General features: G+C 58.1%; 23 protein-coding genes and 1 pseudogene. 12 read left to right on the top strand and 12 right to left on the bottom strand.

Annotated elements, in window-relative coordinates; translation table 11 throughout:
- Window positions 1–500 precede the first annotated feature (500 nt).
- A complete protein-coding gene (locus HIJ39_RS05090) occupies window positions 501–1,685 on the top strand; it encodes a MalY/PatB family protein (protein ID WP_169097379.1) in 1,185 nt (394 codons plus the stop codon).
- A 136-nt stretch (window positions 1,686–1,821) separates the two neighbouring features.
- On the opposite strand, the gene argH is transcribed toward HIJ39_RS05090, so the two are convergent.
- From argH to argF, 3 genes are read right to left on the bottom strand one after another with little or no spacing between them, the layout of a single operon-like run.
- The gene (gene argH, locus HIJ39_RS05085; RefSeq protein ID WP_243239355.1) at window positions 1,822–3,216 is read right to left on the bottom strand and encodes an argininosuccinate lyase; all 1,395 of its coding nucleotides are present in this window, start codon (window positions 3,214–3,216) and stop codon (window positions 1,822–1,824) included.
- Window positions 3,213–4,415: an argininosuccinate synthase gene (locus HIJ39_RS05080; RefSeq protein ID WP_169097377.1), complete on the bottom strand. Its 1,203-nt coding sequence runs from the start codon at window positions 4,413–4,415 to the stop codon at window positions 3,213–3,215. Before HIJ39_RS05080 ends, argH begins: the two co-directional genes overlap by 4 nt.
- Window positions 4,416–4,417: 2 nt before the next feature.
- Window positions 4,418–5,398, bottom strand: coding sequence for an ornithine carbamoyltransferase (gene argF, locus HIJ39_RS05075; protein WP_169097375.1), 981 nt, complete (start codon window positions 5,396–5,398; stop codon window positions 4,418–4,420).
- A gap of 165 nt (window positions 5,399–5,563) precedes the next feature.
- Here argF and HIJ39_RS05070 point away from each other — a divergent pair, with 165 nt between their 5' ends.
- On the top strand, window positions 5,564–5,836 hold the full coding sequence (locus tag HIJ39_RS05070) for a hypothetical protein (protein WP_169097373.1): 273 nt from the start codon (window positions 5,564–5,566) through the stop codon (window positions 5,834–5,836).
- A 28-nt stretch (window positions 5,837–5,864) separates the two neighbouring features.
- Window positions 5,865–7,115: an MFS transporter gene (locus HIJ39_RS05065; RefSeq protein WP_169097371.1), complete on the top strand. Its 1,251-nt coding sequence runs from the start codon at window positions 5,865–5,867 to the stop codon at window positions 7,113–7,115.
- On the opposite strand, the gene argR is transcribed toward HIJ39_RS05065, so the two are convergent.
- From argR to HIJ39_RS05040, 5 genes are all read right to left on the bottom strand, one after another.
- Window positions 7,112–7,555, bottom strand: a complete 444-nt coding sequence (gene argR, locus HIJ39_RS05060; RefSeq protein ID WP_169097369.1) for an arginine repressor — start codon at window positions 7,553–7,555, stop codon at window positions 7,112–7,114. The genes HIJ39_RS05065 and argR overlap by 4 nt on opposite strands.
- Before the next feature lie 44 nt (window positions 7,556–7,599).
- The gene (locus HIJ39_RS05055; protein WP_243239354.1) at window positions 7,600–9,138 is read right to left on the bottom strand and encodes an MDR family MFS transporter; all 1,539 of its coding nucleotides are present in this window, start codon (window positions 9,136–9,138) and stop codon (window positions 7,600–7,602) included.
- 71 nt (window positions 9,139–9,209) lie between these two features.
- A complete protein-coding gene (locus HIJ39_RS05050; RefSeq protein ID WP_207711484.1) occupies window positions 9,210–10,022 on the bottom strand; it encodes an ABC transporter permease in 813 nt (270 codons plus the stop codon).
- A 23-nt stretch (window positions 10,023–10,045) separates the two neighbouring features.
- On the bottom strand, window positions 10,046–10,852 hold the full coding sequence (locus HIJ39_RS05045) for an ABC transporter ATP-binding protein (RefSeq protein WP_169097367.1): 807 nt from the start codon (window positions 10,850–10,852) through the stop codon (window positions 10,046–10,048).
- Between the two features lie 254 nt (window positions 10,853–11,106).
- On the bottom strand, window positions 11,107–12,285 hold the full coding sequence (locus HIJ39_RS05040) for an MFS transporter (protein WP_169097365.1): 1,179 nt from the start codon (window positions 12,283–12,285) through the stop codon (window positions 11,107–11,109).
- 92 nt (window positions 12,286–12,377) lie between these two features.
- Here HIJ39_RS05040 and HIJ39_RS05035 point away from each other — a divergent pair, with 92 nt between their 5' ends.
- A complete protein-coding gene (locus HIJ39_RS05035; protein WP_338055082.1) occupies window positions 12,378–13,439 on the top strand; it encodes a tartrate dehydrogenase in 1,062 nt (353 codons plus the stop codon).
- A 61-nt stretch (window positions 13,440–13,500) separates the two neighbouring features.
- Window positions 13,501–13,944 carry a GNAT family N-acetyltransferase gene (locus HIJ39_RS05030; RefSeq protein WP_169097361.1) on the top strand — a complete coding sequence of 148 codons (444 nt, stop codon included), beginning with the start codon at window positions 13,501–13,503 and terminating at the stop codon, window positions 13,942–13,944.
- Window positions 13,945–14,085: 141 nt separating this feature from the next.
- On the opposite strand, the gene HIJ39_RS05025 is transcribed toward HIJ39_RS05030, so the two are convergent.
- Window positions 14,086–14,667, bottom strand: coding sequence for an NADPH-dependent FMN reductase (locus HIJ39_RS05025; RefSeq protein WP_169097359.1), 582 nt, complete (start codon window positions 14,665–14,667; stop codon window positions 14,086–14,088).
- A 107-nt stretch (window positions 14,668–14,774) separates the two neighbouring features.
- On the opposite strand from HIJ39_RS05025, the gene HIJ39_RS05020 reads away from it, so the two are divergent.
- From HIJ39_RS05020 to HIJ39_RS04995, 7 genes and pseudogenes are all read left to right on the top strand, one after another.
- On the top strand, window positions 14,775–15,506 hold the full coding sequence (locus tag HIJ39_RS05020) for a FadR/GntR family transcriptional regulator (RefSeq protein WP_169097357.1): 732 nt from the start codon (window positions 14,775–14,777) through the stop codon (window positions 15,504–15,506).
- Window positions 15,503–16,264 carry a fumarylacetoacetate hydrolase family protein gene (locus HIJ39_RS05015; protein WP_169097355.1) on the top strand — a complete coding sequence of 254 codons (762 nt, stop codon included), beginning with the start codon at window positions 15,503–15,505 and terminating at the stop codon, window positions 16,262–16,264. Before HIJ39_RS05020 ends, HIJ39_RS05015 begins: the two co-directional genes overlap by 4 nt.
- On the top strand, window positions 16,261–16,461 hold the full coding sequence (locus HIJ39_RS05010; protein WP_169097353.1) for a hypothetical protein: 201 nt from the start codon (window positions 16,261–16,263) through the stop codon (window positions 16,459–16,461). Before HIJ39_RS05015 ends, HIJ39_RS05010 begins: the two co-directional genes overlap by 4 nt.
- A gap of 73 nt (window positions 16,462–16,534) precedes the next feature.
- The gene (locus HIJ39_RS05005) at window positions 16,535–17,911 is read left to right on the top strand and encodes an amidohydrolase family protein (protein ID WP_169097351.1); all 1,377 of its coding nucleotides are present in this window, start codon (window positions 16,535–16,537) and stop codon (window positions 17,909–17,911) included.
- Window positions 17,912–17,949: 38 nt separating this feature from the next.
- A pseudogene (locus tag HIJ39_RS25095) lies at window positions 17,950–18,423 on the top strand (VOC family protein); the annotation flags it as partial.
- Window positions 18,424–18,621: 198 nt separating this feature from the next.
- Window positions 18,622–19,164 carry a VOC family protein gene (locus tag HIJ39_RS25090; RefSeq protein ID WP_420824562.1) on the top strand — a complete coding sequence of 181 codons (543 nt, stop codon included), beginning with the start codon at window positions 18,622–18,624 and terminating at the stop codon, window positions 19,162–19,164.
- A 51-nt stretch (window positions 19,165–19,215) separates the two neighbouring features.
- Window positions 19,216–21,072 carry a CocE/NonD family hydrolase gene (locus HIJ39_RS04995; RefSeq protein ID WP_169097347.1) on the top strand — a complete coding sequence of 619 codons (1,857 nt, stop codon included), beginning with the start codon at window positions 19,216–19,218 and terminating at the stop codon, window positions 21,070–21,072.
- A 102-nt stretch (window positions 21,073–21,174) separates the two neighbouring features.
- Here HIJ39_RS04995 and HIJ39_RS04990 read toward each other — a convergent pair whose 3' ends face one another.
- Genes HIJ39_RS04990 through HIJ39_RS04980 form a run of 3 tightly spaced genes read right to left on the bottom strand, consistent with a single transcriptional unit; the run spans window position 21,175 to window position 23,985 of the window.
- Window positions 21,175–22,536 carry an NAD(P)(+) transhydrogenase (Re/Si-specific) subunit beta gene (locus HIJ39_RS04990; RefSeq protein WP_338055081.1) on the bottom strand — a complete coding sequence of 454 codons (1,362 nt, stop codon included), beginning with the start codon at window positions 22,534–22,536 and terminating at the stop codon, window positions 21,175–21,177.
- Window positions 22,533–22,829 carry an NAD(P) transhydrogenase subunit alpha part 2 gene (locus HIJ39_RS04985; RefSeq protein ID WP_169097345.1) on the bottom strand — a complete coding sequence of 99 codons (297 nt, stop codon included), beginning with the start codon at window positions 22,827–22,829 and terminating at the stop codon, window positions 22,533–22,535. The genes HIJ39_RS04990 and HIJ39_RS04985 overlap by 4 nt, the downstream gene beginning before the upstream one ends.
- Entirely contained in the window at window positions 22,813–23,985 is a 1,173-nt protein-coding gene (locus tag HIJ39_RS04980; RefSeq protein WP_338055079.1) for a Re/Si-specific NAD(P)(+) transhydrogenase subunit alpha, read from the bottom strand. The genes HIJ39_RS04985 and HIJ39_RS04980 overlap by 17 nt, the downstream gene beginning before the upstream one ends.
- Window positions 23,986–24,129 lie beyond the last annotated feature (144 nt).

Raw genomic sequence — 24,129 nt, 5'->3', positions numbered from 1 at the left:
CAAATGGCCGCCCACCCCAGCGAATTTTGACACCCGTCCGCGGAGCCGTCCGGGTCAATTTTTGAAAAAGCTCCTAGGCGGATCTCTGGGCGTGCCGTCCGGGAAACAGCCGCGGCCAGCGGACCCGCCAATCGGGGGGGCCGACCAGCCTTGTCGAGCGAAGAGGCTCAGGTGTGGAAGCTGTCAGCAAGGGGCCGACGCACCGGCTTACCGTTGACGGAAACGAAAAAACGCAATGCGGCTGCTCGTGCAGAACCTCGTGGTGGCCCAAACGACCCAAGCCCGTAGACGTGAACCGCGGGGGCGGAAGCGGTGTATCAGCACATGGTGTCAACCGACCCGTCCTTCTTGAACGGTCTTAAGCGCTATAGGGAGGTGGGTGGTTTGGCTTGACTGCGTCCGCATTTGGTTTTCACGGCGACTGACAGTTTGGGGAATATCTGTTCTAATGGAAGGAGTCCGAGACAGTATCCCGGAAGCAGCTCAAGGGAGGACAGAAAATGACACAGTACAATTTTGACGAAATAATTGATCGACGGGGCACGGACTCGGTGAAGTGGTCGAAAAAACATCTGAGGGAGTATTTCGGAGACGAAGACGTCCTTCCTCTGTGGATTGCCGACATGGACTTTAGGGTGGCGCAGCCCATCGTCGAGGCTTTGACTACGCGAGCCCAACATGGGGTGTTCGGCTATGGTTACAAGAGCGATGAATTCTTGCAGGCGGCCGTAAACTGGCAACGCCGACGAAATGGATGGGAGATCGCCAAGGAGTGGATCCTGTTCACGCCTGGGGTCATTCCGGCCCTCAACGTCATTGTGGAGACGTTTTCCCGCCCGGGCGACAGTGTCATTATCCAGTGCCCTGTCTACTACCCCTTTGCCAACATTATCACTGACAGTGGCCGCCGCGTGGCGGATAACCCGTTAATCCACACGGATGGCAAATACGAGATGAACTTTGCCGACTTAGAACGGCTCGCGCGAGACAGCCGCACCAAATTGATGTTTTTATGCAGTCCACACAATCCGGTAGGGCGTGTCTGGACGGCCGAAGAGTTGCAACGGGTGGGGGAGATTTGCGGGCAGAACGACGTGTTGGTCGTTTCGGATGAAATTCACTCGGATTTAATCTATCCCCCGCATCGCCACATTCCCTTTGGGAAGATTGCCGAGGACTGTCAGGCGAACGCTATTGTCTGCACGTCGCCGTCCAAGACCTTCAACCTTGCCGGTCTGCACATCTCGGATATTATCGTTCCTAACGATAAGGTCAGAACCGAATTAGCCCATAGATTGACGGCTGTTGATGGGGACCCGGGATCCTTCGGGTCGGTGGCTCAGATCGCGGCCTATAACGGCGGGGAAGAATGGCTTGCGCAACTCATAAGCTACCTCGAAGAGAACCTCGATTTCATTGAGGGCTTTCTAAAAGAGCGGATGCCCCGCGTCACGATGACTAGACCCCAGGCCACGTATTTGGCGTGGCTGGATTTTAGCGACTATGGCTTGACGGAGCGGGAGCTGCAGCAATTGATGCGCCGAAAGGCCAAAGTCGCATTGGATGACGGCTATATCTTTGGCGCCGGAGGAGAACCTTTCCAACGCATCAATTTCGCCTGTCCTCGTTCGACCTTGCGTGAAGCGTTGGAACGAATTCAAAATGCCTTAGAGGATATTCGCTAATACGGACAACGGCCTCCTCCTCTATGGGCAAAGCAGCAGTTTTCATCATGTGTTCTGTCATGCGGAAAATCAGAGCCGAGGCGTTTCGATAGTGTACGGCCCTTGATGTCGACACAAACGTGCGCCGACACGGATCTCAATCGCCCAGACCGCCTCGGAGGCTTTGTTTTAAGGCGGCGATTTGCCCTTCTATGGATGCCGATGCGGGTGAGAAGCTCTGCTTACGCGACTCGACCAATGCTTCCGGCGTAAGATGTTCAAGCCACGTGTGGGGAATATCAGGGGCCAGAGTTTCCCATGTGTCTTGGGGAACATCCTCGAACCGGTCATACCCCGCCTCGATCACGGCGCGCACCAATTCTCCCACACGATGATGGGCCTGACGAAAGGGCATGCCGCCTTGAGCAAGCCGATCGGCTAAGTCGGTGGCGTTCACGAATCCTTCCTCGACTGCTTGCCGCATGCGCTCCGGATAAATCTCCAAACTACCTAGCAGGCCTGGAAGAAGCGCTAAGATGGAGTCCACGGTGTCCACCACGTCGAAAACGGCTTCTTTGTCCTCCTGCATGTCGGAATTATAGGCCAAGGGCAGTCCCTTCATCACGGTGAGAAGCCCCATCAGCCGTCCGAAGAGGCGCCCGCTCTTTCCCCGAAGCAGCTCAGCCACATCGGGATTTCTCTTTTGCGGCATGATGGAGGACCCCGTGCTGTAGCCATCCCCCAAGGATACATAGCCCAAACGGGGATGCGACCAGAGCACCAGCTCCTCTGCCATGCGGGAGACATGCGTTCCGAAGATGCTGGCCCACGCCAGAAACTCCAGCAAATAGTCGCGGTCGGACACCGCATCGAGCGAATTTTGATACAACGCGTCAAACCCTAATTGGTGCTGCGCCAGCACCGGATCGGTGGGGTAGGGGGTACCGGCCAACGCACCGGCTCCTAACGGGGAGAGGCTGCCGCGCTTTTCCCAGTCCCTCAGCCGTTCTAGGTCGCGGTGAAACATCCAGCCATAGGCGAGCCAATGGTGGGCCATACGGATGGGCTGTGCGGGCTGAAAATGGGTGGTGCCGGGCATGATGACAGACGCGGTCTCCTCGGCTAACTCAATCAAGCTTGCCAGAACCTCGGACAGGCCCGATCGAAATCGTCCGGCCACTCGCATCATGTAAAGGTGCATGTCCGTGGCGACCTGATCATTTCGGCTCCGGGCCATGTGCAAATATCCGGCATCCGGCCCAATAATTTCGTGCAACCGCCCCTCGATATTCATGTGCACGTCTTCCCATTCGGCCCGGGGCGTCAACTCGCCTCGCTGCCATTCCTGGCGGATTTGCTCAAGTCCCCGGCGAATGATAGCCGCCTTTTCGCTGGCCAAAATTCCGGTGGCTTCCAGCATCGCCAAGTGGGCCAATGAGCCGTCCAAGTCCTCACCGACCAGGCGCCAGTCGAACCCAATCGATGCGCAAAACGTGGCCGCTTCGGGGGCTAGGCCACCCTTGAAGCGGCCGCTCCGCGCCATATCCGTCATACTTTGATGCCCTCCCGATGGACGGATCCATAGACCTGGCTCGAGAGGCCCCACAAACGGATGAATCCTTCCGCGTCCTGGTGGCTAAAGGAGCTCGCCTCGAAGGTGGCCAGTTCCGGGGAGTAAAGCGATTCGGGCGCTTGTTTGACAGCTGCCGCTGTGGCCTGACCCTTAAACAGTTTGACACGAACTTCGCCGGTCACGGGTTGATTCGCCGTCTTTGTGGTCTCCAGCAGTATTTCCCGCAACGGGGAGAACCATAGTCCATCATAGGTGAGGCGGGCGAGTTTGGTTCCCACCTGGTCCATAAAATAGGTGACCTCGCGATCCCAAACCAAGCTGGTTAAGGCTTTGTGAGCGGCATACAGGATCGTGCCGGCCGGCGTTTCATAGACGCCCCGCGACTTCATGCCCACCAGGCGGTCCTCGACCATGGTCAGGCGCCCGACACCGTGCCGGCTCCCCAAAGAATTGAGCGATTCGACTAGGGTAACGGCATTATGAGGGTGCCCATTGATGCTGACCGGGATCCCGTTCACAAAGCCAATGTCCACCACTTCTGGAGCGTCGGGAGCATCTTCAGGATGGACGGTCCAAGTGTAGACGTCGGGTGGGATGGGCAATGCCGGGTTCTCGATCGCGCCACCTTCATGGCTTACATGCCACAGGTTTTCATCGCGGGAATAGGGGGACTCGGGCGTCGAGTCCACGGGTACACCGTGGGCGGCAGCATAGGCCATTTCGTCCTGGCGTCCCTTCAAATCCCAGAGCCGCCAGGGAGCGATGATGGCCAAGTCCGGATTCAAGGCGCGGACCCCAACTTCAAATCGGACTTGGTCGTTGCCCTTGCCGGTAGCGCCATGCGCTACGGCCTCAGCCCCAAACTTGGCGGCTCCCTCGACCAGCTTTTTGGCGATCAGGGGACGGGCAATGGCCGTGCCCAGGAGATACTGCCCCTCATACAAGGCTTCGGCTTGCACCATGGGAAACGCGTAGGATTCCAGAAATTCCTGCCGGCAATCAGGGATCCAGACGTCGCTGGCCCCCGAGGCCAGCGCCTTATGTGCGATGTACCGAAAGTCGTCCTTTTGTCCCACATTCACAACCACTGCGAACACGTCCGCGGCGTAGTGTTCCTTCAACCAAGGGATGATGACGGATGTGTCTAAACCGCCAGAGTAGGCGAGAGCAATGCGCATGATTAACCTCCCAGTACGGCGGAGCTATCCGCCAGGACATGATATAAGACGCTTTTTTGCACCCAGAGGCGGTTTTCGGCTTCGTCGAAGACCACCGACTGGGGTCCTTCGAGCACCGCTTCGCTCACTTCTTCACCGCGATGGGCAGGCAAGCAGTGCAGGAAAATGGCGGTGGGCTTAGCCAGGCTCATTAGCGCGGTGTTCACCTGATACGGAGCCATGAGGCTCTTTTTGGTCGACGCCAATTCCGGGTCGTCAGCCATGGACTGGAACACGTCCGTGACCACAACGTCGGCACCTTGGGCGGCCGCTTGCGGGTCGTCGGTGACGTGAATGCCAGCGCCGGTCAGCGTGGCTTCTTGGTGCGCCCAGTGAACAACGTCAGGAGCCGGTTGGAATCCCTCGGGGCTGGCGATCCAGACATCCATGCCCAATTTTGCCCCCAAAACGAGGAAGGAATTGGCCATGTTGTTGCCGTCGCCGAAATACGCCAATTTAATGCCGCGTACGGTGCCCAGCTTCTCCCAAATGGTGAGCACGTCAGCGAGGACTTGGAAGGGATGCATGCGATTGGTGAGCGCGTTGAAGACAGGACGGTCGGCCCATTTGCGCCACTCCTGAAGGGTTTCATGCTCACGAGTCCGTACCACCACACCAGACACATAGCGGGACAGAACTCGGGCTGTGTCGCGAATCGGTTCGCCGCGGCCCAACTGGCTCTGGTTCCATTCAAACACCACAGCCTTGGCGCCCAGGCTTTCGACGGCTACTTGAAAGGAGACCCGGGTGCGCGTCGACGGCAATTCGAAGATAAGAGCCACATGCTGGCCTTCCAAGGCGTGGCGAAAGGCGGGAGAATGCGGTTCTTTCTTCATCACGCGGGCAGTATAGAGAACCCGCTGCAATTCGGCTGGCGACCATTCCATTAAAGATAAAACCGAACGGTTTTTTAGGGTTTCGTTGAGGGCAAGCGTTTGCACCATCGAGGGAGCCTCCTTCAATCGGATATCGAAGAGTATACGTTGACGTGCATAAATATGCAATAGATGAGCGGAAATGAAATGAATTTTTTATTCTGGGGAATAACCTATATGCATTCAATATGACGCCTAAATGATATATATTTGATTTGACAGGAGGGATAAGAGTTGGCTGAAGCTAAGGCTACAACGATTCGGTTTTCGGAAGCCGTGTATAAGGGGTTGGAATCGGTCAGCGCGTTAACGGGGTTGCCCGTCAATTCGATCGTGGTGGAGGCATGCATTGAGTATTTGCGGGACAATTATCCCGACTTTTGGCTGGGGCCGACCAGCCAGCGACAGTTAATGCATGCTCTGCGGGACCAAGTTCGCGAGGCTATGCGGCAGCGGAATCTCGATGGTTCGCGCCATCCGTCCCAGGACAATCGCGAAAGCGAATAGGGTAATGTCTCAGGGAGGATACCGTTCATTGCTTGGTCAGCCCCGATTCATCATTTTTTGGTCGGGCCGGCTCGTTTCGGGACTGGGGGATAGCGTCTTTGCCCTGGTTACGATGTGGGATGTTTTGAAGACGACCAATTCTCCCTTGTTGGCAGCGATCGTGCCGCTGATCCCCACCATGACCTTCTTACTTTTCTCATTGCCACTAGCGACCTTGGCCGATCGGTGGCCTAAAAAGCGCGTACTCATCATGACCGATACTGTGCGGAGCCTCGTCATGTTGGTTTTGGTTGGACTGCTTGAGTCCCGGGTAGCGAACCCGACGCTGCTCTATCTCTTTAATTTCCTGGTGATGGTGGGGCAACTTCTCTTTAATCCGGCTCAGCAAAGCGCTCTCCCCGGCATTCTGGGGGTGCCTGACCGTGACATTCCGCTGGCCACGGGCATGTTATCGGCGACCGCCAGCATGGTTCGTCTCGTGGGATACGGCGTGGGGGGCGCGTTGGTAGCGGCTTTCGGTTCAGCGACCTTGGTGTTGGTGGACGCGGTATCCTTCGCACTGAGCGCAGCCAGTCTTGGTCTCATCAGAATTTCCGAAGCGGATTGGGGAGCGCCGAGGCCTGGCAAATCCTCCGGGCAATTTTGGCGTCAAAGTCTCCGCGGGCTAGGTTTTTTGTGGAATAATCCGCTCCTCCGGGCGCTGGTTCTCATTGGCCTCGTGGTCAACCTGGCGTCGGCGCCTCTGCAATTTTTCACGGCGGTCTTCTCCAAAGCAGTCTTGCATCGAGGTGCTGCGGGATTTGGAGATCTCGAGGCGACCGCGGCGCTTGGGGCCTTATTGGCGTCCCTCGTGGCGGGACGCTATGCCAAGGCGTTGCCTCTCCGTGTATGGATGGTGTTGTCGTTTCTCATCACCGGCCTCGGGTTAACGGCAATGGCCCTACACCCAATACTATGGCTGGCGACTCTCTTGTTTGGGGTGGCCATGGGAAGCATGGCTCTCTTTAATGTCCCTTTTGCTGCGCAACTGATGCGGGCAACGCCGGACGACGTGCGCGGTCGGGTGATGGCGGGTGTTGGCATGACCTTTAGCGTGTCGGTGCCGGTGGGCCTGGTAGCCGGCGGATGGCTGACCGAGGTCGTAGGAGCGCGGGCGATGTTTGGCGGCATCGGCCTTTTTCTTGCCATGGCGTCGGTGTCTTCAAGATTCCTCCCGGGAGGGCGCCGAGCGCTGACCGCTGAGGCGGCCGGCGCTCGAGGTTCAGGTGAGATACGCTAAACTTTGAGAATTTCCTCCAACGCTTCGGCCCGGGGCCGATCTTGCACGATGAGCAAAATGGTATCGTCTCCTGCGATGGTTCCCAAAAGGCCTGGGACGGGAACGTTGTCCATCAGCCAAGCGATGGATTGTCCATGGCCTGGAAGAACTTTTAGCACCAGCAAGTTTTCCGCTCGAGCCAGTGACACAAACACCTCACGAATGCGTCGGCGCACCGTCTCCAGGTCGTGCACCGGCGGTGCTGTGGGCACCGCGTATTTGTAGCGGCCGTGCGAGCCCATGGTCTTGGTAAGCTGCAATTCCTTTATATCGCGCGATACAGTCGCTTGCGTGACCACGATTCCGGCCTCTTGCAAGTGCCGCAAGAGATCCTCTTGAGTCTCAATTTCGTACTGGCTCACAATCGCCCGGATGCGTGCCAGCCGTTCATCCTTAGTCATTTCCGACTCCTATCTTTCGTCCATCATAACTAGTATGCCAGATCTCATGATTCTGCAGATTGTCGTCCCACGACGGGACCGTCCGAAGCAAAATCCAGCGGCTCCGCTTTCTTGGGCAGCAGCCACTCCACCAAAAAGGTGCACGCGGCAACGGCCAACACCCCAATAAACACATGGTGGATGCCGGCATTCAGGGCTCGATCGACAAACCCAACCACATCGTGGGAGAGGTTGGGGATACTCCCAAGCGCCAGGCTGGCGGCATTCAAGTTATGGGGCAAATGGGCGGCCACATTGGCGGGCGGGTGTTGAAAGGCATGGGCCAGGGTAGCATTGACCAGGGTTCCATAAACGGCCACGCCCAAGGTGCTGCCTAATTGGCGGGTAAACATGTTGGCTCCCGTGACCACACCCCGGCGATTCCAGGGAACGATCGACTGAATGAGAACTACGAGCGAGGTGGAGCCCAGTCCCAGTCCAACGCCGGTCACAAAACTCAGCAAGGCCGCCAGAACAACAGACGAATGAAGGCCCAGGGTGGCAAAGCCGACGCCCGCTACAATCGTCACGAGGGCACCCAAGATGGCAGTGTTGCGAAAGCCAATTTTCAGGTACAGGCGGCCGGAAAAGGCGGAGGCCAATGGCCAGCCGATCGACATGCAGGCCAGCGCGAAGCCCGCCACCAAGGGAATTTGGTGCAAGACTCCCTGCAAATAGGTGGGGTAATAGGAGCTGAGCCCGATTGTCAGCACCCCGACCCCCATGCTGCCCAAATTGGCGGCTAGCAGCACGCGGCGGCTAAAGACCCAGATCGGCAAGACCGGCTCCTTGGCACGGGATTCGACCCAGAGGAAGGCCAACAAAAGCACGATCCCGCCGCCGATGGTGAGAAACGATGGCGGGGACAGCCAGTGCCAGTCGACGCCGCCTTCCAGCAATCCGGTAATAATCAGGCCGATGGCCGTCATAAGAAGGCCGGAGCCCACGAAGTCGATCTGGTGCTTTTTCCTTTCAACCCGTTCATGGAGGTAAACCCAGAGTGCGATTAACGCGGCGGCTCCGATAGGGATGTTGATGTAAAAAACCCACCGCCAGGAGGCAAACTGCACAAAGAAACCGCCGATGGCTGGACCAATGATGGCCGACAGGCCCCATACGCTGGACAGATACCCCTGCATCTTGGCGCGTTCCTCGACACTAAAGAGGTCGCCTATCAGCGTAATGACAATGGGTTGGATGGCAGCCGCTCCAATGCCTTGCAGACCACGGAAAATAATTAGCGTGACCATGCTCCAAGACACGCCCGACAAGGCCGATCCCAAAAGAAAGATGATAGCGCCGATCATCAAAATGGGCTTTCGACCATAAAGGTCAGCCAGTTTACCGTAAATGGGGGTCATGGCGGCCTGGGTAAGAAGGTAAATGGAAAAAACCCAGGGGAATAGGGCGAAGCCGCCCAGATCCCGAACAATGGTAGGGATGGCGGTGGCGACAATGGTGGAGTCCATCGCCGTCAGCGCCATCGCCAACATCAGGGCAATCAGCACCAGCGTGCGCGATTGCACCTGAACTTTGTCGTCCATGCCGCAACAGTTCCTTCCCAGTGTTTCGTATCGCTACAACGCCTCAGTATAAGGGATGTCGAAGGGGAGAGCTAGCCATTGCGCTTCAACGAACCAACCCGCATAGCATGGCGCTCCGCCATCATAAAGATTCCCAGACCGAGCGGGATCAACACGACACCGGATGCCAAGAGGCCCACCGACACGCCAATGAGATCGTGGATGGGAGCTCCTGACAATACGGCTCGCCGCACCGCAGTGAGGGTGTAGGTCGCCGGCGACAGTACCGAAGCCCAGCGAATCCAGTGTGGCAGCACCGAAACCGGGTAGTACACGCCGGATACCAACAGGAGCACCCCTTGAATGACCTGAGTCGCTTGGGCGCCCCGTTCCGTGGACAAGAGCGGCAAGACGGCGGCAATAAGGCCCAATCCAATAAAGGGAACGCTGGATACGGCTAGAATCAACGCCGCCCCGGGTAAATCCGCTCCCTTTAGGCTCACGTGGAAAAAGAACGCGACCCCAATCAATACCACCAGGGTACGCACCATCCCGTAGAGAACCGCCCACGCACAGACGCCCAACAGATAGGTCAGGCGGCGGATGGGAGCCATGAAGCTGTACTCGATGGTGCCTTCCCATCGCTCCCATTGGACCGAATTGGATACTTCCTGAAACAAGATGGAAAGAAAGTTCCATAACAGTGCCCCAATGGCCAGATACACCACCATCCGATTGCGTTCCGCACCGGCAGGCATTGTGAATCCAATCAGGCCAATGGTTAGCGTATTGATGACGTTATAGAACCAAAACACCAGCTCCCAACCAAGATAACGGCGCAATAGATGGAAGTTGCGACGAACCAGGGCCCAGATAGCACGTGTTTCAGCAATGGCCGTGGCCAAGGCGATTCCTCCTTTTTTGGCGCTTAGACGCCGTCCTCTAAAGCGTCTTCGAGCGCCTCTCCAATGAGGGTGAAAAATACCGACTCAAGCGTGGGTCCGTAGCGGGCCTTCAAGGATGCCGGCGTATCGATGGCCTCGAACCGGCCGTGGTTGATGATCGCCACCCGGTCGCAGAGCCGTTCCGCTTCGTCCATGTCATGCGTTGAGATGACGATGGTGGCATCGTGGGTCCTCCGGACCTCCAAAATGAAGTCTTGGACTTCGCGCCGCGACTTGGGGTCAAGTCCCGTAGTCGGCTCGTCCAGCAGCATTAGTGTCGGGGAGGTCAACAGTGCCCGCGCGATGGCGACTTTTTGCTGTTGGCCGCGGGACAATTGCTCCAATGGCACTTTGAGCTTATGGGACGGAAGGCCGAGCCGCTCAAGAATATCCCGGGCACGCCGTTGGGCATCACGATTAGGCACTCCGTAAAGACCGGTGGCATAGGCTAGATTCTCTTCAGCGGTAAGCTTCTTGAAGAAGCTGGCTTCCACCGAAACCCGGTTGATGAGCCGCCGGACTTCGAGGCGGTGCTTCAAGACGTCCAAGCCAAAGACCTCCACCGAGCCCGTGTCGGGAACCAAGAGGGTGGCCATCATGCGAATCAATGTGGATTTTCCCGAGCCGTTGGGACCCAAGATGCCAAGAATTTCGCCTCGGGGGACGACCACCGAAATATCCTGGACGGCATTGACGAGCCGCCGTTGGCGTTTGTCGCGGAAGGCTTTCTGAACATGATGGACGGCCAGTGCCGGAACATCCAAGGGAACTACAGGCTGATTGGCGTTCATGATGCTCCTTTCTCAGGGACGGCGAGCAGATGCTATGTCCTGAACATGAAAAAGCGCCGGCGGTTTGCCGCCGGCGCAGAGGGTCTAAGAACCTCAGGCGTTCGGGGGAGAACCGCAAACGATCAGTGTGGCGCTCACGAAGATGCCGAATCGGAGCTTGACCATGGGCTTCTCCCCCTTTCTTTCTTGATGATAAGTGCTATCTGACTATAGCAAAGAGACAAGCGTCAGAGCAATAACTTTGAGCAAAAAATTTACGCGTGATGCGCGGCGAGTTCCTTTCGGCCTCGCGGCATGCCCCAGATGGTTGGCATGGTCGCTAATGTGAGGGCAGCCAAAATCCAAACAATGGTTGCGTCTCCCCATTCAGCAGCGAGATAGGTGAGGGGAATGACCAAGATGGCGCCTAACCCATTGGCAAGCCCCAACGCGACCCCCGAACCCAAAGCCGGGTTTTCGGAGAAAATGTCTTGGCCAATCAGCATGGTGGTCGAGGACGATCCAAAGAGCGCGATGCCCATTACCCCGAGAGCTGGCCATATCCAAAATCCCGAGAGCGATGCGAAGCCGGCTAAGCTAATGATGGCGAGAATACTGGTTCCAGCCAGAACCGCCCCTTTTCCAAACCGATCGTTCATCGCGCCTCCGAGCAGATTGCCCACAATTCCCACGCCAATCAACACCGTGACAAGGGCGGATCCGACCACTAAGCTGCCGCCGCGTTGGTGCCATAAAATGGGCGATAGCGTGACCATCTCGTAAGTCGTGGCGGATCGCACCAGGGAATAGCCCAAGAGGGCGGACGCGGGCTTTATATGACGGTTGAAGGCAATGGGCGCCCCTTGTCGGGACTTTTTGGGCGCGGGGGGGATAACCTTCATCACCCAGGGATAGGTGATCAAGAGCGGAAGGGCCAACAGCCAAATCCAGTTCAAGCCCCATTGGTGCACAACCACGCCCGCAGCCAAGGGCCCCAGACTGCGCCCGATTTCTCCACCCACCAAGAACACGGACATGACCGCTCCTTGCCGGGATCCGACATGTCCTCGGGTAATGGAGAGGGCTTGGGGGTGAAAAGCGGTGTTGCCAATGCCCGTCAGAATCAACAACAAAATCAGGAGCCAAACCGGGTGCGCCCATCCCACCAATGCGGCGCTCGCGGTGCTGAGGGCCACCCCACCCAGCACCATGACCCGGCCTCCGATGCGATCGGCGATCCATCCCGATAGCGGCTGCAGTCCTTGGGCCAAAAGCAAAGCGGTCATGAAGCCACCCGCCAGAGCCGCCGGGACGTGTCGCTGGGAGAGGATGAAGGGCAAAATGCCAGGCAGGTAGTTGGCAATGCCATCATTCAAAAAATGAGTCCACGAGAGCCAGCCAATGACTTGGCGCAGGCTCGACGATGCGTGCGCTTTCTGCAATTGTACAGCCAAGGAAATGCCCTCCGTTCCGATTCCTTGGGCTAATGTTAGCATAAGAATACCGAAGGTCTGGTACCATGGAAAAAGATGGGAGGAGGGATTCGGTGAATCATCATTCTTTAGCCGTTATTCCCGGTGACGGCATCGGACATGAAGTGGTGTCAGAGGCACTCCGGGTTCTCCAGCACGTTCAGCAGATTTCCGGGCGGTTCCAATTAGATGTCCAACACTTTGATTGGAGTTGCCAATACTATCTGAGGCACGGACGCATGATGCCTGAGGATGGCTTGTCGACATTGTCGGGATTTGAGGCCATTTTTTTGGGGGCTGTGGGCTTTCCCACGGTTCCGGACCATGTTTCGCTATGGGGACTGTTGCTTCCCATCCGTCGGGGGTTTGACCAATATGTGAATCTGCGCCCGGTGAAGATACTCCAGGGCATTGAGAGCCCCCTTAGAAGGTATAAGGCGGGCGACATCAACTTCGTGGTGGTCCGCGAAAACACGGAAGGAGAGTATTCCAATATTGGCGGTGCCCTGCGTCCAGGAACGCCGGATGAGGTCGTCATCCAAAACAGCGTCTTTACTCGCAAGGGAACTGAGCGGGTCATGCGATGGGCCTTCGAGCTGGCACGTACATCGCGCAAGCGGCTCACCGCCGCCACGAAGTCCAATGGCCTCAACTATTCCATGCCGTTCTGGGATGAGGTGTTTCGGCAGGTGGGACGGGAATATCCCGACGTTGACCAATCTCTCTATCACGTCGACGCCTTGGCTTCTTACTTTGTCACCCGACCGGAAAGCTTTGACGTAGTGGTCGCCTCCAATCTCTTTGGCGATATTCTCACCGATCTCGGCGGCGCGATCCAAGGCGGGCTGGGGCTTGCCGCCTCGGCCAACATCAATCCTGATCGGCGGTTCCCGTCGATGTTTGAGCCTGTCCATGGGTCAGCGCCCGACATTGCAGGAAAGAATATCGCCAACCCGGTCGCGCAGTTGTGGACGGCTAAGCTGATGCTCGATCACCTCGGATATCCCGAAGAAGGGCAATGGATTTTGGATGCCATCGAGGCTACCTTGCTGGCGGGAATTAAAACCCCGGATCTCGGCGGAACGGCAACCACCCATTCGTTTACCGATGCGGTGCTGAGTCGGTTGCCCGCTTAAGTGGCGCGCCTGAAATTTAAGGCGCATCCAGGCCCGAACGCGGTGGTAAGGGGGTGGGTTAATGGTCATTAGAGCTGTCACGCGCGCTGATATCCCTGATCTTGTGCCCCTGATGCTGTCCTACATCGTGGATTTCTATGAACGGCCCAATCCAGGAAGCGAGGCCGTAACTCAATTGGTTGCGCAACTTCTGGAACACCCCGACTCCGGGATTCAATTTGTCGCGGATGATCAGGCGCTCTTGGTGGGTTTTGCCACGTTGTATTTCACCTTCAGTACGCTCCAAGCCAAGCGCGCCGCGATTCTTAACGATTTGTTCGTGCACCCGGCCCACCGTGGGCAAAAAATTGGCGAGCGACTATTCCAGCATTGCCTTGACTACGTTCGGTCGCGGGGATGGGCATACATGCAATGGGAAACTGCCAGAGACAATGTGGTCGCCCAAGCCCTATACAACAAAATGGGCGGCCAGGTCGGTGATTGGCTGCTGTACGAAATCGAATAGGAGACGCGACCGCGCGCCCTCATCCTTCTGGTTATCGACCTGAAGTTGTCGGAACCGGCCGGCTCATGTCCACCCGACATGGAGGTCAGCCGGTTCCCACAGGAGGGGCGGTCTAAGGATGCCGCCCAGCCCCTGGTTTCATTACAGAGCAGCGCGCTGGTCACGCATGGCTTTCAGCCCCTTGGCCCAGAACAAGAGTTCATTGAGCATTACCGAGGCCGCTTCTTCAAGCGCAGGCGTGGCACAAAAATGCTTATCGTCGTCTAAAAACTGCTCAACCCACGGAATCACCACCGCTTCGCAAAGCGGCACCATTTTCACGGTAGTCACAATCTGCTTCAACATCTGCACGGCCCGCGTGCCGCCCGATACGCCGCCATAGCTCACAAAGGCGGCTGGCTTAATCTGCCATTCGTGATGCAAGTAGTCGATGGCGTTCTTTAGGGGCGCGCTCACGCCGTAATTATATTCCGGCGTTATGAAAACAACGGCATCGGCAGTCTCCACCCGCTTGCTCCACGCTTGCGTGTGAGGGTGGCGGTATTGGCGCACACGGGGATGGTCGGGTTCGTCCAAGAGCGGGAGCGCCATTTCGGCCAAGTCTGCCACTTCTGTCGTGAATCGCCCGTCGGTCCGGGCATGGTCGACAAACCATTGGCCGACCGCGGACCCTACGCGTGTGGGCCGGGTGCTTCCAATGATGACTAACAACGTTGGGGTCATTCTATTCCTCCTGTGAGAATAAATAATATTGATTGACAACTTGCGCAAGGTAGTAATATTATTTAATTGATTCGCTTGCTTGTCTAGTGCCCTTCAGGAGGTTTTTCATGCGGCGTCGGGAGCAGATCCTACATAGTCTGGGGTGCCGCATAGTCTCCGGCGATCTGCCTCCAGGCACCGTTTTGCCTAAAGTGGAGACCGTGGGAGTCATGGAAGGGGTCAGCCGGACGGTTGTGCGTGAAGCGCTCAAAGGGCTCGAGGCCCGGGGGATGGTCGCGTCCGTTCCCAAGGGCGGCACAACTGTCCGACCCCGTTCCGAGTGGCAGTGGTGGAATCGCGAAGTGCTCGGCTGGGCGATGGAGACATCGGACGGTCCCGAGTTTTATCGCCAGTTAACCGAGGTGCGTCTGGGGCTTGAGCCGATGGCGAGCGCCTTGGCCGCGCAGCACAGCACGCCCGCCGATCACGATGCGATGCGATTCGCCTTTGAGCGCATGGCGTCGGCGTTGGATGACGATGTCTCGTGGGCCCAGGCCGATTACGATTTTCACCGTACGTTAATTGAAGCGGCGCACAACGACCTAATGACCAGCCTCATGAGTGTCTTGCGGGATTCTCTGGTTCAAAGCCGCAAGGCAACCATGGCCGTCTTGCGGAAAGCTGAGGGCCAAACCTCGCGGCAAACGGTCCTAGGCTATCATCACCAGGTGTTAGCAACGGTTATCCAACACGACATCGATGGGGCGCGGGCAGCTATGACGGAGTTGCTTGAAGCTGTCGAGCGACTAGCGCTGCATACGCCCCCGCGTCCACGCGGGAGTCACAGGAGGCGACCGTGAGTCTAGCAATGATGCGCTACCGGGTTGGGACCGACGAATATTGGGGCGTCGTTGAAGGGCCCAGAGTCCATCCCATAGACGCCGGGTCAGTTTTTACTGCGGTGATGTTGCAACAAGAAGCAACAGCACTTCGGGATCGGGCGGGCAAGAGTCGAGGAGTTCCTGTCGAGGAGGTCACTCCGCTCAGCCCCATCACCCGTCCGGCACGGATCGTATGTCAGGGCGTCAACTACGCGAAGCACCGCACTGAGGCGGGCCTGCCATCCCAAAAACCGCCTGTCAACACCTTCTTTACCAAAGCCGACAGTACCCTCACGGGAGCGCGGGATGCGATTGCCCGGCCTCCAGAGGTCGAACTGCTCGACTATGAAATCGAACTGGGCCTGGTGCTGCGGGCCGACATTACCGGTCCCATCACCGTTACGACGGATACGCTGCCCGAGGTGGTGGGCGGGTTATTTATTGCCAACGATGTGTCGGCTCGCGACATTCAAATTCCTCCGGGACAATGGTTTTTAGGCAAAAGCTACCGGACATTCTGTCCCACGGGTCCCATCCTGTGTCTGCTGGAAGACGGTGAAGGCCCGTTGGTTCATCATCTGGCATTAAATCTTTGGGTCAACGGCGAATTGCGCCAATCCGCCTCTACTGCTCAGTTGCTCTATACCCCTGAAGAGACGTTAACCGAATTGTCGCGCGTGATGGATTTACAGGCTGGCGATGTATTGCTGACGGGCACACCCGGGGGGGTGCATTGAGTCTCTCGCCGGATCTTGCTCAAACGCTCAACAGCCCTATTGTGGACGGGGCGCAAAAGCAGGCAGAGCTTCGCGCAGCGGAAAAATCCAATACCCGTTATCTCAAGGACGGCGACGTCATCGTCGCCCGCATCGCTCAGGAAGACGGCGGAATCTCACTAGGAGAGCAGCGCACTCCAGTCATCGCATCACCGTAGCTCTCCTCAAAATGGGTCGGATTGGTGGCCGGGGACTGCATTCCTCGGCATTGGGACGAGAAAGGGGTGCGTGATGTCAAGATTCCTCATTCGGGGTGGCTGGGTGATAACCCTCGATCCTGGCTACCGTGATGGAAGCGTGATGGATATCGTCATCGACGGGGAGGAAATTTCCGCGATTGGTCCCCGTCTTGAGGCGCCGGGAGCTGAAGTCATTGACGCGACCGGCATGATTGTTATCCCCGGTTTGGTGGATACGCACCGGCACGTCTGGGAATCGGTGATTCGCAATGTCGGCGCCGAATGGTCCCTGACCACGTATTTGCACCATCTGTACTTCAACGGCTTGGGCGGCATGCTCCGGCCAGAGGACGTGTATGCGGGCAATTTGTTGGGGGCACTGGAGGCGCTAAATGCCGGCGTCACAACGGTGCTTGACTGGTCGATGGTCAATTCGCCTGAACACGCTGATGCGCTTATCCGTGCGCTCGACGAATCCGGGATCCGGGCCGTGTTTGCCTATGGAACGCCTCTCAAAGGTGCCGGCGCTTATTGGTCCAAGGACAGCGAGCTGCCGCATCCGGAGGACAGCCGTCGGGTGAAGGAACGCTACTTTTCGTCCAAGGACCAGCGATTAACCATGGGGCTCGCGATCCGGGGCCCGGAGTTTTCCTCTTGGGAGACGGCCCTGAACGACATTCAGCTGGCGCGAGAACTGGATGCCGTGTGCTCGATGCACCTGGGGTTTGGCACGTGGGGCTCGGTCGACCACTCCATCCGTCGGCTGAACGAACGCGGTGTATTGGGACCAGACCTAAACTTTGTCCATTCCAACACGCTGCAACAGGACGAATATAAAATCATGGTTGACCACCATTGTTCGGTATCAGTTACACCGGAAATCGAAATGCTCATGGGCCATGGCTATCCCTGCACGGGCCGGCTGACACAGGCAGGGGGAGCCCCCGCCTTGGGCGTGGACGTTGTCACCTCGATATCTGGAGATCTGTTCGGCCAGATGCGGGCGATGCTGATGGCCGAACGGGCCCGGGTCAATAACGAAACCCTGGCCGCGGGGCACATGCCCGACGCGCTTGCCTTAAGCGCCCGAGAAATCCTGCAATTTGCGACCATTCAAGGCGCTCGGGCACTTCGGCTGGATCACAAAATCGGCACCCTGTCGGTAGGAAAACAGGCGGATCTGGTGCTGGTCCGCGCCACGGACTGGAACCTTTTTCCCGTCAACGATCCGGTCGGTGCTGTGTTGACCGGGGCGGGCGTTCACAATGTGGACTCCGTGTTTGTGGCGGGCCAGGCGGTCAAACGCGATGGCAGGCTCGTCAACGCAGCCCGAGAGCGGATTTTCCGTCTGGCCCAGAATACACGCGATTACATTTTTTCCCAGTACGGCGTGCCCCAAGGCGCGGAACCTGCCCAGCTGGATATTTGACCATAACCGTACTATGCCGGTGACAAGGAGGGCATCTGATGGCAATCGCATCGCGGTACAATGTGGGCGGCGTCTGGCTACCCCGCCCTTTCAAAATTCGACGACTGGGCCACATTGGTCTCACTCTGGAAGATATTGACGAGGGTCTTCGTTTCTATCATGACCTGTTGGGATTCAAGGTGACCGATTGGTATCCGTTTGAGGAACGATTCCCGGAGCATATGCGCAAACCGCAATTTCGGGACACGAAGACCGTGTTTACGCGCTTTGCCGGCGACCATCATAGTGTGGTGCTGTTGAACCGGCCGGCTCATGCCGTGTTGGAGCCCGATCCCAGTCGCCGCTACGAGGGCGGCATCACCGTCCAGCAAATATCGTGGCAGGCAGGCACCTTGCGGGAAGTGGTCAATGCGGATCAATGGCTGCAGGACCAGGGGGTGGCAACCCAACGGGCGGGCCGCGACATGCCGGGTTCCAATTGGCACAGTTATTTTTATGATCTCAACGGCTACATTAACGAGCTCTATTATGGCATGGAGCAGATTGGCTGGAACGGGGTCAGCAAACCGTTTGCCATGCATTACCGTCTATTTGAGCAGCGGCCCCAAATCCCCCAAATGTCGGAGTACGCGGAGGTCAACGAGGCGCTGGCGCACGGGATCGATTCCGCCAGCGGATATCGCGATGAGGACGGGGAGGAACGCTATGATGTGGACGGCGTATTGCTTGCGCGACCCTTTAAGGTGACCCAGATCGGCCCATTGGGGCTTTTTGTGCCGGATGTGGCGGCGACGGCGGCCTTCTATCAGCAGCTACTTGGCTTTCGGCTCACGGAAACCGTGACATGGAACGGTTTGGAGTGCGCGTTCCTTAGGGTCAACACGGAACATCATTCCTTGGCGCTCTTCCCTCTGGCCGCCCGTGAGCGCTTGGGACTATCCACAGCGACCACCACCGCATATTTAGGGCTGCAGGTGGCCAACTACGCCCAACTGCGGGCGGCTCGTGACTTTCTCCGAAGCCACGGATGCCGGGAAGTGCCTTGGCCGGACGAACTGTCCCCGGGCGTCGACTATGCCTTTCAGGTAATGGACCCCGGCGGCCATTTGGTGCGCCTATACTTTCAGATGGACCAGATTGGCTGGGACGGCGCGCCGCGTCCGAAACGCCCTGGTGTTCCCGACGAATGGCCAGAGGTCTTGGACATGGACGATCCATACCTCGGCCCGCCGTTTTTGGGGCCGCTGGGCTAGCAGGCGCTAGGCACCGTTTGCGGCTGAGACCTGAACGTGAGGAGTTGTTCTGTGAGTACGCGGTTTCCCGTTGTAGTTGTTGAAGGCGTGGCCATCCCCATGCGCGGCGGGGCGTTGTTGCGCGCCGACATCTATCTGCCGAACCGTAGGGGACCGGACGATAAAGGCCATCCGGTCCCCGCGCTGTTGCTGAGAACGCCGTATGACCGCAAGGACCGCGATCGGGTCGCCCTTGCGCGGGCGCTGTCTCAGACCGGATACGCGGTCGTGGTTCAGGATTGCCGAGGCCGCTTCGGTTCGGACGGCAAGTTCTCCTTTGCTTTGACCGAGGCCGAAGATGGCTATGACACGGTCGAATGGATTGCCCAACAAGCATGGTGTGATGGGCAAGTCGGCACGTTCGGCTATTCGTATTCGGGATCCTTGCAAAGCGCGTTGGCGACGCTCAATCCCCCACATCTTCGCGCCATGTGGGTGCATGAGGGATGGTCCGATGCCCACTCGGAAAGCGTGCGCCAAGGGGGCGCCTTTGAACTCCGGTGGATGGCATGGATGCTCTACGCGGCCGCCACCGATTCGAATCTCCCGGACACGGTGCGCGAACGGCTCACTCAATTTGATGTTCGCGAGATACTGAGGACCGGGCGCGTTCCAAAACGGGGGCAAGGTCCCTTGGCCCTTGCGCCCACGCACGATCAGCGGTTCTGGGAGCTTTTCACCGCCGGCATCCATAGTGCCGTCTGGGAACGGCGTGAATTGAACATCCGGCGCTACTGGGTGGAACATGCCGATGTGCCCACGCTCTATTCAGGGGGCTGGTACGACTCTTACACGAGAGCGACAATCAGGAATTTTCTAGGGCTGTCGGCCCTGAAACGGAATCCCCAGTATCTTTGGATGGGACCGTGGACTCATGGATGGCGCGAAGTGGAAACCGACACGGCGCCCATATCTTTTGGTGGTGAGGCGTATACCCCGTTGTTGCCGCTCCTTCGGCAGTGGTTTGATTATTGGCTTAAAGGCCAAGGATCGCTTCCCTGGACCGCGCCGGTACGGTATTTTCTGATGGGCGGGGCAGGGGGAGACGTGGATTCTGATGGCCGGCTTCGACACGGCGGCCGGTTTCTTGAGGCGACGACATGGCCTCCTCCCGAATCCCAGCCTAAGCGCTGGCATCTCAGCAGCGACGGCATGCTGTTGGACCGACCCTCCTTAAGACCGCCAGGAACTGCCACGTTTCGCTTCGATCCCACTAATCCGGTGCCGACAGTGGGAGGCAATCTTTCGTCGCTTTCCTATATCGATCCGATGCCAGGGATAGCTAACCCGCCGCCGACCTTTGATCGGCTCCGTCCCGTCGTCCCGGCTGGCCCGCATGATCAAACGACGTCCCCGGATATCTTTCATGCGCGGCCGCCCTTTGGTCCGTTGTACGTGCGCCCCGATGTCTTGGTCTTCACGACGCCGCCGCTTACCCGTCCGCTTATCTTGGCCGGTCCCCTCATGGTTGTGCTCTATGTCGCCTCGAGCGCTCTCGACACCGACTGGACGGCCAAGATCATTGACTGGTACCCGCCCACGCCCGTCCATCCCTGGGGCTATGCGCTGAATTTGACCGATGGGATTCAACGGCTTCGTTTCCGACAGGGGTACGACCACGAGCAGCCTTATCAACCTCACACGGTAACCAAGGTGGAGATTGATCTGTATCCTGTCGCCAATCTCTTTCAGCCTGGCCATCGCTTGCGGCTTGACGTGTCCAGCAGCAATTTTCCCCGTTTTGATATCAACCCCAACACTGGGCTTCCATTGGGGAGTTTGCTCGGTATGGTTGCCGCCCGCAATTCCGTGATGATGACGGACGAACACCCATCTCACGTTGTCGGATGGGGCTTCGAACCCGACTAGTCTCGGGGGATGAAGAAGCGAGTCGGCAAAGTCATGCCGCTCGCTTCCCATGCCTCAACAGGCCTTCCAGGGGCGCTATCTCCCGTGCTTTGGATCCCCCCGTTAGGCGATGGTTTCGAGTTCCCGCACCAAGGCGGACAATGAATGCTTAGCATCCCCAAACAACATGCGGGTCTTGGGGTGGACATAGAGCGGGTTGTCGACGCCGGCAAATCCCCGACCCATGGACCGCTTGAGCACGACCACATTCTGCGCCTCATCCACGTTTAGGATGGGCATTCCATACAGGGGGCTTCCTGCCGCCGTTCGTGCCGCCGGATTGGTCACATCGTTGGCTCCGACCACCAATACGACGTTGGTATCCCGAAATCGGGGGTTGATGCGATCCATCTCCCACAATTGGTCATACGGCACGTCAGCCTCCGCCAGCAAGACGTTCATGTGGCCCGGCATGCGGCCGGCGACCGGATGGATGCCGAACAGCACCTCCACGCCGAAACCTTGCAGCAAATCCGTCACCTGTTTCACCTCAAGCTGCGCACGCGCCACCGCCAACCCATATCCGGGCACGATGACCACCTTTTTGGCGTAACGAAGCAGCATTGCCACATCGTCCGGAGTAATGGACTGTACGGTGCCGTCGACGCTGCCCGCTTGCTGAGCTGCCGCCTGTCCGCTCCAAATCACATTTGTCAAGGACCGGTGCATGGCCCGGCTCATCTGCTGGGTTAGGATGGTGCCGGAAGCGCCCACCAAGGTTCCAGCAATGATTAGGAGCTGGTTGTGCAGCACAAAGCCCGTGGCCGCCGCCGAAAGACCGGTCAGCGCGTTCAACAAGGAAATCACCACGGGCATATCGGCCCCGCCAATTGGAAGCGTGAGCAGGGCGCCGCTCACGGCCGCAGCCCCCATTAAGGCTATCGCACCGCCGAGACCCGGGGAGGGTGCTGTTCCCATAAAAATCGCCCCGGCGACCGCTGCCGCCAGTACCAGCAAACCACTGATACGCAGTCCAAACGCTAAGCGCTGAGCCACGTGGAGCCACTCTTGCAGCTTGAGGAAGGCAATAATGCTACCACCGAAGCTAAGTGATCCAAGGATCATCGTCAGAAGCGCCAGCCCCGAAGCGGCCCCGGTCGAGCCCGGCCAGCCAGCCGCCGCCACCAAGGCCGCGGCGCCGCCGCCCAATCCATTGAACAGCGCCACCATTTGCGGCATTGCGGTCATGCGAACTTTGCGTGCAGAGATGATGCCGATGGCGCTTCCCGCCAAAACCACCAAGACCACGAAGACCCAATGATCATATCGGGGCGCGAAGGTTACCGTCGTTGCCAAGGCTACCAGCATGCCAATAGCCAGGAAACGGTTGCCTTTCCGCGCTGAAGCCGGTGATCCCAAAAAACGCACGCCCAGCACGAAAAGCGTTGCCGAAATCATATAAAGCACTTGAGCCGCCGCGTTCACGAAGACCGCCCCGCTTCCTGCTCAGAGCGAAACATCGCCAAAATGCGGTCCGTAACCACGAAGCCGCCGACCAAATTGATGCTGGAAAAAAACACCGCCAATAGGGCAATCACCAGACTGGCTGTCCCATGCACCGCAAACGCTGCGGCGAGAGCCCCTATCAGGATGATGCCGTGGATGGCGTTAGTCGCAGACATCAGTGGGGTGTGCAGAATGGACGGAACTTTGGCGATGACTTGAAACCCCGCCAGGACAGCGAGAACAAAAATGTAGAGTTCAGCGATGAGTGACATCCAGCACGCCCCCTCCTTGTCGTTTGAGAAGTCCTGCATGAAGCAGGCGTCCTTCATGGATTAGCATGGTGCGATTGACAATCTCGTCATCTGGCAGCGACACCTCGTGCTGCGCGTTCCATGTGATGCCTGCGTCCTCGAGATACTGCAAAAAGTTAGCTAGGTTGCGGCCGAAAAGCTGGCTCGCATCATGGGGAAGCTCCGAGGCCAAATTTCGTGATCCGACAACCTCAACCCCCGCATAAAAGACGCTTTCTCCCACCTTTGTTACCTCGGTGTTGCCGCCGGTTTCGGCCGCAAGGTCGATAATGACCGAACCTGGTCTCATGCCCGACAGCATCTCCCGGGTGATCAGGATGGGAGCCCGCTGACCCGGAATTTGGGCCGTGGTAATAATGGCGTCGGCCCGCGCCACCGGCTCCCTGAGGCGCTCGTTCTCTTTTTTGTGGGCGTCATCCGCCAACTCGGTCGCATACCCGTCCTGCGTCGCTTGCGACTCGACGTCGAGGGTGAGAAACGTGGCGCCGAGACTCTCCACCTGCTCCCGAACCTCAGGACGCGTGTCAAAGGCTTCCACCCGCGCGCCCAGCCGATGGGCGGTGGCAATGGCTTGCAGGCCCGCCACACCCGCTCCCAAGATGAGAACGCGCGCCGGCGGGATTGTTCCCGCCGCCGTCATCAAGAGCGGAAAGAACTTGCGAACCCGTTCCGCCGCGATAATGGCAGCCCGATATCCCATGACGGTGCTCAGCGATGACAGCACATCCATGCTTTGGGCACGGCTGATGCGCGGCAGGGCATCCATGCTCAGGGCGGTTACTCCTGCTTCCGCCCAGTGCTCATACAACCGAACCGGGGCGGAAAAGGGTTTCAACATCCCCACGACCACCGTCCCAGGCGAGAGTTCGCCCCACTCGGCGGCTTCGCGCGGGCCGGTGACGGTTGCAATCACGTCGCTCTCGACCACCAGAGCTTTGCGCTCTTCTTGAATCGTGGCGCCTGCGTCACAATATTGTTGGTCATTAAAACCTGCTGCGTTGCCAGCACCTGCCTCTACCGTGATGGTATGGCCTTTTGAAACGAGCCGTTGGACGCTGTCGGGCGTCAAGGCGACCAACGTTTCCCCATGGCCTTCGTGCACCAGTCCTATTTTCACGTGATCGCCCTCCTGGCAAATTTCCTGATATTTTGGGCTTGCACGGGCCCAATGGCAATCGATCCCCCGTGAACGGGCGATTTTGGCCCCCGAATGGTATCCTTCGGAATGCCAAGTATCAGATGGTGCGGTTGCTTTCCCCAA

This window comes from Sulfobacillus harzensis, from assembly GCF_012933365.1.
GTDB classification, from domain to species: domain Bacteria; phylum Bacillota; class Sulfobacillia; order Sulfobacillales; family Sulfobacillaceae; genus Sulfobacillus_B; species Sulfobacillus_B harzensis.
The sequence above is the reverse complement of the archived record's forward strand: the minus strand, read 5'-3'. Positions and strand labels throughout refer to the sequence as shown.